The organism is Commensalibacter sp. A3DC (assembly GCF_047307945.1).
Classification (GTDB): Bacteria; Pseudomonadota; Alphaproteobacteria; order Acetobacterales; family Acetobacteraceae; genus Commensalibacter; species Commensalibacter melissae.
Genome location: NZ_JAXOQA010000060.1, coordinates 1 through 11,005, shown reverse-complemented (window position 1 = coordinate 11,005; position 11,005 = coordinate 1). Strand labels below are relative to the sequence as shown.

Genomic DNA, 11,005 nt, shown 5'->3' with positions numbered 1-11,005 from the left:
TTATCTATCTTTAAAGATAATTAAAATTCCTTTATACCTCCTATTTCAGGATTAAATATTACATAACTTTTATTATTACAAAATCAATCTACAAATTTTAATATGGGAAAATGGCATTGCAAGAAAAAAAATCTCAAGAAAAAACAGCCCTTTCATATTCCGATGGGCAATTAGCACACACCCTCCAACGCCGCCATATTATCATGATCTCTATCGGTGGTATTATTGGGGCCGGCCTTTTTGTAGGTGCCTCTGCCTCAATTAAGCAAACGGGACCTGCTGTTCTTTTGTCCTATGTCATTACTGGATTTCTCATTTTTTTTGTTATGCGAATGCTTGGCGAATTGGTTATTGAAAAACCAGAGGCAGGTTCCTTTCTCAATCATATCCGCCGTGGACTTGGCGATCATGTTACATTTATATTAGGATGGGGGTATTGGCTTTTCTGGATTTCTGCCATTGCTGCCGAGGCCATAGCCGGTGGAATTATTTTACTACATTACATGCATATTCCCGAACAATACACATTTCTGGCAACCATGGTTCTGGGACCTTTATTGGTTATTATCATGATGATAACCAATCTATTTTCTGTCAAAGGATATGGTGAATTTGAATTCTGGTTTGCCCTGCTTAAAATCCTAGCCATTACGGCCTTTATTATTCTTGGCGGTATAGCAATAAGCCATTTGGGTGGATATTACACAACAAAAATTAATAATATATGGCATTTCCAAAGCTTTTTTCCAAAAGGCATTCTTGCCGTTTTCACAATCATTCCAACCATTCTATTTACAGTTACTGGATCCGAAGTGGCTACCATAGCGGCAGCTGAATCCGATAAACCTGCAGAGAATGTCGCTTATGCCAGTAAAACAATTATTTTCCGAGTTATCACCTTTTACGTTATTTCAATTGGAATTATTGTCTCTATCCTGCCCTGGAATTACGTAATCCCGGGGATATCACCTTTTCTAATGGTTTTGCAAAAGCTTGAAATTCCATATGCCTCGGATATTATGGCAATGACCATCCTGATTGCTATTCTCTCTTGCTTAAACTCATCTATTTACGCAACCTCCCGTACACTCTTTGAACTCGCAGAATTTAATGATGCACCCAGATGGCTAATTCATACCAATAAAAATGGAGTTCCCAAAAGAGCAATTATTACCGCCTCCATCATCGGTATAATAATTTCGATTTTCTCGGTAATTTCGCCAAAAGTTTTTTTCACTTATATTTTAAGCTGCGCTGGATCCATTATCCTGTTTGTCTATATTGCAATAGGTTTATCTGAAATCGTAATTCGCTCAAAATTGGAACGAACCAAACAAAAACTAACATTTAAGATGTGGTTTTTCCCTTATCTATCCTGGTTTACAATCATGTCGTTTGCCATGGTGATTCTTTCCATGTTTTTTAATCATGACAGTCGAAATCAAATTACACTCAGCTGCCTTACCTTAATTTTGATAAGTATCTGTCGAATCATTATGTGTCGATACAATAAAATCAAATCTGTGGTTTAAAATTCATCAATTTGCTCATATTTATAATTCTGATAATGTTTTTTAATTTATAGTTACAGGGTTTGATATGGGTGAAATTATTTTAGATCTCAAAGAATTGCGATGCCCCTTACCTATTTTGAAGGCTAATCGGGTTTTACAAACTCTTGAACCTGGGGATTGTTTACGTGTCTTGGCGACAGATCGTCATACAATCAAGGATTTTCATGAATTCTGTCGTAAAACTGGTCATTCACTGATTGCTTTTTCAGAACAAGGAAATAATTTATCTTTTCTGATTAAAAAAAAGTAAAATTGCACAAAACAATTTTTAAATCTATAAATTGGTTTCTTTTTTCAAAAGAGGTATAAAGAAATAATATTTATCAGATATAAACTTGTTGGAAGCTCAACATGACAGATGATCTCTCTTCCCTTTCATTTGAGGATGCATTGAATGAATTGGAAAAAATCGTTCATAATTTGGAAACTGGACAACAAAAACTTGAAGAAGCCATCGTATCTTATGAACGCGGTGCCTTACTTCGACGTTATTGTGAAAAAAAATTAAATGAAGCCGAGGCTCGGGTAAAAATGATTGTCGAAAAAGATAACCAAAGCCTTGATACTGAAACTATTGAATAAATTTAGGGTTAATTACCATGACTTCTGTTGAAGCACAAAATCAGTCTCTTAATCAATCGCTTTCATCACGTGCCCAAAGCCTTGAAACAACACTTGATAAATTCCTTCCCAGAATGAAGGGGGGCGAGGCAAATCTGATTGAGGCAATGCGCTACGCTGTACTTGGGGGAGGAAAAAGATTAAGGGGTTATCTTGTTACAGAAGTCGCCTCTCTCTTCAATATCCCAATGAAAAGCGCGCTTTATGTGGGCGCTTCTGTTGAAATGCTTCATGCCTATTCATTAATTCATGATGATTTACCGGCAATGGATGATGATGATCTGCGTCGGGGGAAACCCTCCACCCATATAAAATTCGGTGAGGCGATTGCCATTCTTGCCGGTGATGCTTTACAAACCAAAGCCTTCGAAATTTTAACGTGGGAAGATGTAAACGAAAACCCGAATATTCGTATTGAACTGCTTAAGTCCCTTGCTGAAGCAAGTGGATCCAATGGTATGGTCGGTGGACAAGTTATTGATATGGAAGGTGAAAATCGTCATCTGACCCTTCCTGAGGTAATCAACTTGCATGCCATGAAAACAGGCCGCCTAATTTGTTATTCCGCTGAAGCTGGAGCCATTTTAGGCCAGGCAAATGCCGACTTGCGCAATCATATCATCAGCTATGGTCGAGATTTGGGAACAGCTTTCCAGATCGCTGATGACATTCTTGATGCCACGGCAAGTGCAGAGGAACTTGGTAAAACAGCCGGTAAGGATAATGCCTCTGGAAAATCAACATTCGTTTCTTTGCTTGGAATTGAAGATGCAAAAAAGGAAGCAAACAGACTTATCAGTAAAGCTATCCGTCATTTAGAACCTTTCGGATCCGCCGCCGATAATTTACGCGCTTTGGCAAATTATGTTATTACCAGAAGAAATTGATTTACAATAAACAAATACCCATTCAATAATGGCTAACACTAAAAAACGCGTCGATATACTTCTCTTTGAAAGAGGCATGGTTGAAAGTCGTACAAAAGCGCAGGCCTTGATTATGGCGGGGCTGGTTTTTACGAAAGATCGTCGAATTCAAAAGGCAGGGGATATCGTATCTGAAACCATTGAACTTATCATTAAAAATCAAGAACATCCTTGGGTATCGCGTGGTGGTCTAAAACTGGATCATGGATTGAAATCTTTCAATTTATCCCCCAGGGGATTAAATTGCCTTGATATCGGGGCCTCCACAGGAGGGTTTACCGATGTTTTATTAACGAATGAAGCGAATAAGGTATACGCAGTCGATGTTGGGCACGGACAATTGGCATGGAAAATACGTCAGAATACACGAGTGATCGTGAAAGAAAAATGTAATGCCCGCTATCTTACATCGGAAATAATTCCGGATCCCGTTCAAGTCATCGTCTGTGATGCAAGCTTTATTAGTCTAAAAACAATTTTACCTGCCGCATTATCCCTGTGTCAAACTGGCGGATGGGCAATGGCGTTGATCAAACCACAATTTGAAGCTGGACGCGAACATATTGGATCAAAAGGGGTTGTCCGCGATCCTGAGATTCATACAAAAATTTGCCAGGACATTAATAATTGGTGGCAAAATCTGCCCAACTGGCAAGTATTGGGAATTGAGACTAGTCCCATTACCGGTCCTGAAGGCAATAAGGAATTTCTAATAGCCGCACGTAAAGAATCCCCGTAAATCATAAAACAACTTTTCCCTTATATTATTTAAAGTTAATTTTTTGAATCAAAGTGTTTATAAATGGTTATACATCAGCATTTATCCATTCCAACCTTACAAATTGATCAATATCTTTTACGATTGATCCAAAAAAAGGATATCAAAAGCATACATAATCATATTAATGATTGGAATATTGCAAAAATGCTGAGTGACGTGCCATTTCCTTACCCACAAGAATTATTGGAAAAATGGTTTGAAGCCACCCTTCAGCAAATCAAGGCAGGACAATCCTATCACTTTTCAATTATCGATACACAAACCAATCCGAACACAGTTGTAGGTTGTATAGGTTTAACCCTGAATATGGCAGAACAATCTGCCAAAATAGGATATTGGGTTGCTCAGAGATACTGGGGCAATAATATCGCTACCCGAGCCTTGAAACGCTTAACAAATTGGGCGTTAGCCAATCTAAATATCAATTACATTCATGCCACTGCCGCTGATGACAATATTGCCTCTATAGCGGTTTTGAAAAAATGTGATTTTCAACCCTATGGTCAGGGCAAGGAGAAATTTTTAGCTCGTGCTGTTGAACAACCCGTCTCATATTTCCTTTTACAACGGGAAGATATTTGTCCCAACAATCTCAAACCCAATCAAAGTATTTATACATCAAAAGAAAAAAAAATATTGTTAGTTGTAGCCGCCGCACTTATTGATATTGAAGGGAGGCTTTTACTCGCCCGTCGTCCGGAGGGAAAATCAATGGCAGGAATGTGGGAATTTCCAGGCGGAAAAGTTGAACCTGGGGAAACACCTGAAACAGCATTGATTCGAGAATTGAAAGAAGAAATAAATGTCGATATTTCTAAAAGCTGTCTCGCCCCATTCACATTCGCATCCCATGAATATCAGGATTTTCATTTATTGATGCCATTATATGTATGTCATCGTTGGAAAAATGACCCCATACCAAGAGAAAAACAGCAACTTGCATGGGTTACCGCCAATGAGCTTGACCGTTATCTTGTCTTGGAGGCTGACAAACCATTTATTCCACTCTTGAAGGATTTACTCTTCTAATCTTACCTCGTCAGGAATATGAAAAATATTCTGCCTTTTTCCAGCAATATTATTGTCAAAAGTGAATAAGGCACCAGCTTTTGGATATTTTTCAAGATCTTTTTTTGATATTTTGGCACGTGCCGATGTAACAAAAGCCGTTTTTAAATCATTACCACCAAAAGCTATTTTGGTTAAATTCGGACAAGGAAAATCTATTGATTTCAATTTTTGTCCATCAGAGGAATAGACATTTATTTTATATCCTTGATAAAGACAAACCCACAGATTGTTCTCGCAATCAAGCGCCATGCCATCAGGATATCCTTCCATTTCTTTTAAAAAAAGTCGTTTGTTTGCAAGTTTTTGCCCATCTTCAATATCAAACGAAAAAATTTCATGTGCATTGGAATGACTGCAATATAGGATCTGTTTGTCTTCATCAATTACAGGCCCATTAAGTACCGCATATTCCCTATCCTGCCTTATTACATAAGGTTTAGCCTGATCCCATTTTAACAAATAGAGGGATCCTGTTAATTTTTTTTCTTTTTCATCCATTGATCCAAACCAAAGTTGACCTTTGGCATCAACATATCCATCATTAATTCGATTATTTGGAAATTTTTCCTCTAAGGGATAAAATAACGTCACACTGCCATTAAATAGGCTAAACCAATATAAACCGTCTTCCATACCGCATAAATAAACAGATTGATTGGTTGGAAAAAAAAATGTAGGTTTCTTGTGAGTATTCCAGCTTTTCTTCTGATTGTCATTTAAGCGGTATTGATGAATTTTTTTGCCCTCAATATCAACAAAATAAACCGCTTTTTCAGAGGCATTCCACATAACCCCCTCCCCCAATTCTGATTGGGTTTCCCAAATGGCGGATGGACATGACGAATTAATTGTAATCATTATAAACCCCTTTTTGAAAGGCTTTTTAAATTAAACAAAAAGAAATTCAATATTTGCAATAATAATTATTTTAACATAAAACTGTTTATACTAAACATTTACTTTGGAATTTTCTTAAACAATTCTTAATTTTAAATATAATTCTCTGTAATTTTTCAGTACTTAAATATTGTAACCGTTTTAACAATTGGACTTTTGTAAAATGACTCTAAATCCAACTGCTTCAATTATGGTTATCGGAAATGAAATTCTTTCAGGCCGTACCCAAGACGTGAATACAAATTATATTGCGAAAGGATTAACCTGTTCCGGAATTAAACTCATAGAAACCCGTATCATTCCTGATGATCAAAAAATAATCATCAAAACAGTTAATGAATTACGTGCTGCATATGATTATGTGTTTTCTACAGGGGGAATCGGTCCTACCCATGATGATATAACTTCCGAGGCTATAGCAGAGGCGTTTGGTGTACCCAATCCAATTCATCCAGAAATATCCCGATTATTGGAAGAACATATTGGCAAGGAAAAATATAATGACGCCCATAGAAAAATGGCTCGTTTCCCACTAGGGGCTACGCCCATTCCCAATCCTGTATCCGTAGCGCCGGGATATGTAATCAACAATGTATATGTTATGGCTGGCGTTCCCCAAATCATGCGTGCAATGTTTGATCAAATATTGCCCACCTTACACCATGGCAAGCCAATTGTTTCAAAAAGCTGGTACGCTTTTCATGCCTCTGAAGGCAAAATTGCGCATGATCTAGCACATATACAGGATCAATTTCATAACCTTGATATTGGATCTTATCCATTTTATAAAAATGAAGATCAAAATGGAATAGCATTGGTTGTCAAAGGTCAGGACCAAGATGCCGTTCAGCGTGCCGCTCAACAAATCCATCAGTTGTTTATCCGGATGGGATACGACCCACACGAAGGTGAGCCCATTTGAACCCTGGTTTTAACTAGTTTATTTCCTCACGCCCCATGGCAAGGAACTTATTTCTACGTTTAGCCTGAAGAACCTGTTCTGGAACTAAGGCGAGTTCGCCAAATGCAGCTTCAATCGCCTTTTGAACATTACTGATCGCAGTTTCTGGATCTCGTTGCGCTCCACCAACCGGTTCCTCGATAATTTGATCAATTAATTTGAATTTCAACAAATCCTGAGCCGTCAAACGTAATGCGCCTGCCGCCTGAGCCGCTTGTGATGCATCCCGCCATAATATGGAGGAACAAGCCTCAGGAGAAATAACTGAATAAATCGCATGTTCAAGCATCAGAATTTTGTCAGCCGTTGCCAGAGCGATTGCCCCTCCCGATCCACCTTCACCAATGATAACGGAGACAATGGGAGTTGTTGCCCTAAGGCATGTCTCAATTGATTTTGCAATGGCCTCAGCCTGACCATGTTGTTCTGCATCAATCCCAGGCCATGCTCCTGGCGTGTCAATCAACATGATAATCGGTAAATTAAATTGTCCTGCCAGTTTAATTAAACGTTGAGCTTTTCTATATCCTTCAGGCCTGGCCATCCCAAAATTATGCTTTAGTCTTGTATCAAGATCGGAACCTCGCTCTATCCCTATCACAACAACAGATTGCCCTTTGAATCTTCCCAATCCACCGATAATGGCATGATCTTCTGCATAAAGACGATCCCCTGCCAATGGCATGAAGTTTTCAATCATACCTTTGATATAATCCAAAGCATGCGGACGTTGCGCGTGTCGTGACACCTGAACTTTTTGCCAAGGTGTTAGTTTGTTATATATAACTCGCAGCTGTTTTTCAGCCTTTTCCGTAAGCGTTTGCAATTCTTCGGCAATATTAATTTCTGTGGCGGTTTCAACACGTTGCAATTCATAAATTTTATTTTCGAGTTCTGCAACGGATTTTTCAAAGTCCAAAAATTGACGCATGATTATAAAAGATTACCAATTAAACGTTAATAACAGATCAGTGTAATGTATATTATCAATCAAATAAATTTTTAATTGTATAAATTACAATATTTTTTTAATAAAATTATTTTTTCATACTCAGGGGATGAAAATCCTGCACTATTTTTTTTAGGTGTTCAGTCTGTAAATGGGTATAAATTTGTGTCGTCGAAATATCAGCATGCCCCAACATCATCTGCAATGAACGCAAATCTGCCCCATGTGCCAACATATGACTGGCAAATGAATGACGTAAAACATGGGGAGACAGCCTGCAAGGATCAAGATTGGCCTTTAATGCAACTTCGAACAATATTTTATCAAATCCCTGCCGCGTTAAATGATTTTGCGGGTTTCGTCCAGGAAACAGAAAGACACTCTTTAAACTCGCATCGTTTTTTTTAAGCACCAATGCCGCTTTTACCGCTGCATCTGAAACAGGTATTAACCTTTCACGTCTGCCTTTTCCGTATATTCGCAAAATTTTTGTTGCTTGCTGAATCTGGTCCTTGCGCAGAGATAACAACTCAGATATGCGTAATCCCGAACTATACAGAATTTCCAAAGCTGCCTTGGCAACAAGTGATCGTCTGTAATCGTCAAGGAATTCACTTGCTGATAACAGGTTAAAAACTTCCTGTTCGCTCAGATATTTGGGTAATGATTGTGGCAAACAGGGGGATTGCATTAAATAAGTGGGATCATCGGAGCAAATATTCTCCTGAACCAAAAAACCATAAAACTGACGCAGACATGACAACCTTCTTATTGCTGTTCGCGCTGTTTTTCCCTTTCGACCCAAAAATTCAAAATATTGATGAATATCACGTTTAGAAACCCTGTCTATTTCTAGATCTCTGGCTTGCAAATAATCCATAAAATCTTTTAAATCAGTTTGATAGGCCTGATATGTATTTGCGGTAACCCCTCTCTCTGCCACCAGCATTTCCAAAAAGAAATCAATCAGATCCCTGTTCATGATTTATTCAAAATCTATTGATTGGGCATTGTATTCAACGCATTTCCAGGAACTTTTCCAGGCTGGGGAATTGTTGGAGTGTTTATCGGAGCACGCGCTGAAGCATTATGAGCGTTTGCATTGTTGTAGGGAACGATAATGGGGGGAGCGCCAGGGACAACAGGTACAGATGGCAAAGTTGTATGTTGCTGGGCTTTGGGAATGGAAATAACCTTGTGAACTTCTCTGATCGGCGTTTCGGGTGTTTGCAAGCCAAAAAACACTACCCCTGCCACAAGCAATATAACTATTAATCCAAAGAGAATAACAAATAATCGACGCATTATGGCTTCCTGATGTAAAATTACTCGTTGATGTTTTAATAATAACAGCTTGATTTCATACCATACTACAATTAATTTTTAATAGTCTGGATTTTATAAATTCTCTCAAAAATTAAATAAAATCTCAATTTATCAATTTTTATTCCTGTATTTGATCGGCCACATGACTGATATACCTAGCAAATTACTAAATCGACCACTTGTTTTAATCGGTCTGATGGGGGCTGGAAAAACAACGATTGGTAAAAAAATCGCAGACTTGCTTTCCATACCCTTCATCGATTCGGATAAAGAAATAGAAACTACGGCTGGATGCAGTATCGCCGATATTTTCGAACAATATGGAGAAGAGGAATTCCGTCGTGTGGAAAACCAGGTTATCCAACGTTTATTGGATCAAGCCCCCTTGATTCTCGCAACAGGTGGTGGAGCCTACATGCATCCGGAGACAAGAAAAACCTTAAAGGAAAAAGCAACCACCCTTTGGCTACATTGTGATCTGGAAACACTTTTCAAGCGCGTTTCCAAAAATACCAACCGCCCCTTATTGAATGTCGATAATAAAAAAGAGATACTCTCCTCCCTTATGGAAAAACGTTACCCTGTCTATGCCGAGGCAGATATTGTCGTTGAATGTAAGGATAAAGACATTGATACAACAATTAATCTTGTTATCTCAGCTCTAGAAAATTCAAGTAAAATGCATATTTTACCCATAACCCTGTCAAAAAATCATTACGACGTAATCATTGGTTCTGATATATTACAGCAATGTGGAACACTGATTTTACCTTTATTAAAGCAAAAGAAAGTTTTTATTCTGGCGGATCAGACAGTTGCCGACCTTCATCTGGACAAACTTATCCATAGTCTTGATTTAGTACACGTAAATTATGAGGTTATCCTGCTTCCTCCTGGTGAAAAAACAAAATCTTTTCAATATTATGAAAAAGTCACGCAAACATTGTTAGAAAAAGGGGTTGAGCGAAATTCAACGATTTTGGCATTCGGTGGTGGTGTTACAGGAGATTTGGCAGGATTTTCAGCAGCCACCGTGTTACGTGGAGTGCCATTCATTCAAATCCCCACCACCCTGCTTTCTCAAGTCGATTCTTCCGTAGGCGGAAAAACCGGTATCAATACATCGGTGGGTAAAAATCTGCTTGGGGCCTTTTACCAACCAGAAGCCGTTCTCGCAGATACAAAGATTTTGGACACACTCCCCCAAAGAGAATTACAGGCCGGTTATGCAGAAATTGTTAAAGCTGGTTTGATCAATGATCCAGAATTATTCAAATGGTGTGAAAAAAACGGTAAAAAAGTCATAAGTAAAGAACATGCCTGTCTGGCCAAGGCCATCGAAATGGCTTGTCAATTTAAAGCAAGGATTATTCAAAATGATGAATATGAACAGCAATCGACAGGCAGAAACCTCCTGAATCTCGGTCACAGCTTGGGACATACCCTGGAAGCGGAACTGGGTTATGATGGTCGTTTACTGCACGGAGAAGCCGTTGCACTGGGTTGCTGCCTGATATTCAAATTATGCACCCAAATGGGAATATGTCCGGAGAAAGACACACAACGTGTCATCCATCATTTCGAATCTGTAAACCTACCTGTTACAATAAAAAGGCTTTCTCAACCCATACGGGCCTCAAATCTTCTTAATCATTTGAAACATGATAAAAAAAGCCAAAACAATAAAATAACGTTTATACTTGTCAATGGGATAGGAAAAGCTTTCACATCACAAGATGTTAGTGAAAAACAGCTGTACAGTCTCCTAATCGAGGACGGTTGTATACAGGACTAAAATTGTTGCATATAAAACACATGAATTAATTCTAATCAATAAAGTATATATGAAAGATTGTCATTCAATAAAATCTTTTATAAAGTGCCGAATATCTGAAAATC

Annotated in this window: 12 protein-coding genes; 8 read left to right on the top strand and 4 right to left on the bottom strand. The window is 38.3% G+C overall.

Going from position 1 to position 11,005, the window contains the following annotated elements:
* The first annotated feature begins 110 nt into the window (after positions 1-110).
* The 6 genes from U0839_RS07305 (at position 111) to U0839_RS07280 (ending at position 4,931) form a co-directional block, all read left to right on the top strand.
* Entirely contained in the window at positions 111-1,532 is a 1,422-nt protein-coding gene (locus U0839_RS07305) for an amino acid permease (protein WP_155565705.1), read from the top strand.
* Between the two features lie 67 nt (positions 1,533-1,599).
* Entirely contained in the window at positions 1,600-1,824 is a 225-nt protein-coding gene (locus U0839_RS07300) for a sulfurtransferase TusA family protein (RefSeq protein ID WP_155565706.1), read from the top strand.
* 101 nt (positions 1,825-1,925) lie between these two features.
* Positions 1,926-2,156, top strand: a complete 231-nt coding sequence (locus U0839_RS07295; protein ID WP_110438302.1) for an exodeoxyribonuclease VII small subunit — start codon at positions 1,926-1,928, stop codon at positions 2,154-2,156.
* Between the two features lie 17 nt (positions 2,157-2,173).
* Positions 2,174-3,082, top strand: a complete 909-nt coding sequence (locus U0839_RS07290; protein ID WP_413550386.1) for a polyprenyl synthetase family protein — start codon at positions 2,174-2,176, stop codon at positions 3,080-3,082.
* A 28-nt stretch (positions 3,083-3,110) separates the two neighbouring features.
* On the top strand, positions 3,111-3,860 hold the full coding sequence (locus U0839_RS07285) for a TlyA family RNA methyltransferase (RefSeq protein WP_155565708.1): 750 nt from the start codon (positions 3,111-3,113) through the stop codon (positions 3,858-3,860).
* 63 nt (positions 3,861-3,923) lie between these two features.
* The gene (locus U0839_RS07280; RefSeq protein WP_413550385.1) at positions 3,924-4,931 is read left to right on the top strand and encodes a bifunctional GNAT family N-acetyltransferase/(deoxy)nucleoside triphosphate pyrophosphohydrolase; all 1,008 of its coding nucleotides are present in this window, start codon (positions 3,924-3,926) and stop codon (positions 4,929-4,931) included.
* On the opposite strand, the gene U0839_RS07275 is transcribed toward U0839_RS07280, so the two are convergent.
* The gene (locus tag U0839_RS07275) at positions 4,920-5,831 is read right to left on the bottom strand and encodes an SMP-30/gluconolactonase/LRE family protein (RefSeq protein WP_413550384.1); all 912 of its coding nucleotides are present in this window, start codon (positions 5,829-5,831) and stop codon (positions 4,920-4,922) included. The genes U0839_RS07280 and U0839_RS07275 overlap by 12 nt on opposite strands.
* Before the next feature lie 202 nt (positions 5,832-6,033).
* Between U0839_RS07275 and U0839_RS07270 the strand changes: the two genes are divergently transcribed.
* Complete coding sequence (locus U0839_RS07270) at positions 6,034-6,792, top strand: competence/damage-inducible protein A (protein WP_413550383.1); 759 nt, start codon at positions 6,034-6,036, stop codon at positions 6,790-6,792.
* Between the two features lie 13 nt (positions 6,793-6,805).
* On the opposite strand, the gene U0839_RS07265 is transcribed toward U0839_RS07270, so the two are convergent.
* The 3 genes from U0839_RS07265 to U0839_RS07255 all read right to left on the bottom strand — a co-directional run bounded on the left by U0839_RS07265 (position 6,806) and on the right by U0839_RS07255 (position 9,085).
* Entirely contained in the window at positions 6,806-7,762 is a 957-nt protein-coding gene (locus tag U0839_RS07265) for an acetyl-CoA carboxylase carboxyltransferase subunit alpha (protein WP_122123833.1), read from the bottom strand.
* 106 nt (positions 7,763-7,868) lie between these two features.
* Complete coding sequence (locus tag U0839_RS07260; RefSeq protein ID WP_413550381.1) at positions 7,869-8,762, bottom strand: tyrosine recombinase; 894 nt, start codon at positions 8,760-8,762, stop codon at positions 7,869-7,871.
* A gap of 14 nt (positions 8,763-8,776) precedes the next feature.
* Positions 8,777-9,085, bottom strand: a complete 309-nt coding sequence (locus tag U0839_RS07255) for a hypothetical protein (protein ID WP_413550379.1) — start codon at positions 9,083-9,085, stop codon at positions 8,777-8,779.
* A gap of 163 nt (positions 9,086-9,248) precedes the next feature.
* Between U0839_RS07255 and aroB the strand changes: the two genes are divergently transcribed.
* Positions 9,249-10,901: a 3-dehydroquinate synthase gene (gene aroB, locus U0839_RS07250; RefSeq protein WP_155565714.1), complete on the top strand. Its 1,653-nt coding sequence runs from the start codon at positions 9,249-9,251 to the stop codon at positions 10,899-10,901.
* The last annotated feature ends 104 nt before the right edge of the window (positions 10,902-11,005 follow it).

What these genes read in the sequence shown, in the direction of transcription:
- U0839_RS07305 (WP_155565705.1), top strand. Translation starts at nt 111, where the DNA reads ATGGCATTGCAAGAAAAAAAATCTCAAGAAAAAACAGCCCTTTCATAT.
- U0839_RS07300 (WP_155565706.1), top strand. Translation starts at nt 1,600, where the DNA reads ATGGGTGAAATTATTTTAGATCTCAAAGAATTGCGATGCCCCTTACCT.
- U0839_RS07295 (WP_110438302.1), top strand. Translation starts at nt 1,926, where the DNA reads ATGACAGATGATCTCTCTTCCCTTTCATTTGAGGATGCATTGAATGAA.
- U0839_RS07290 (WP_413550386.1), top strand. Translation starts at nt 2,174, where the DNA reads ATGACTTCTGTTGAAGCACAAAATCAGTCTCTTAATCAATCGCTTTCA.
- U0839_RS07285 (WP_155565708.1), top strand. Translation starts at nt 3,111, where the DNA reads ATGGCTAACACTAAAAAACGCGTCGATATACTTCTCTTTGAAAGAGGC.
- U0839_RS07280 (WP_413550385.1), top strand. Translation starts at nt 3,924, where the DNA reads ATGGTTATACATCAGCATTTATCCATTCCAACCTTACAAATTGATCAA.
- U0839_RS07275 (WP_413550384.1), bottom strand. Translation starts at nt 5,831, where the DNA reads ATGATTACAATTAATTCGTCATGTCCATCCGCCATTTGGGAAACCCAA.
- U0839_RS07270 (WP_413550383.1), top strand. Translation starts at nt 6,034, where the DNA reads ATGACTCTAAATCCAACTGCTTCAATTATGGTTATCGGAAATGAAATT.
- U0839_RS07265 (WP_122123833.1), bottom strand. Translation starts at nt 7,762, where the DNA reads ATGCGTCAATTTTTGGACTTTGAAAAATCCGTTGCAGAACTCGAAAAT.
- U0839_RS07260 (WP_413550381.1), bottom strand. Translation starts at nt 8,762, where the DNA reads ATGAACAGGGATCTGATTGATTTCTTTTTGGAAATGCTGGTGGCAGAG.
- U0839_RS07255 (WP_413550379.1), bottom strand. Translation starts at nt 9,085, where the DNA reads ATGCGTCGATTATTTGTTATTCTCTTTGGATTAATAGTTATATTGCTT.
- aroB (WP_155565714.1), top strand. Translation starts at nt 9,249, where the DNA reads ATGACTGATATACCTAGCAAATTACTAAATCGACCACTTGTTTTAATC.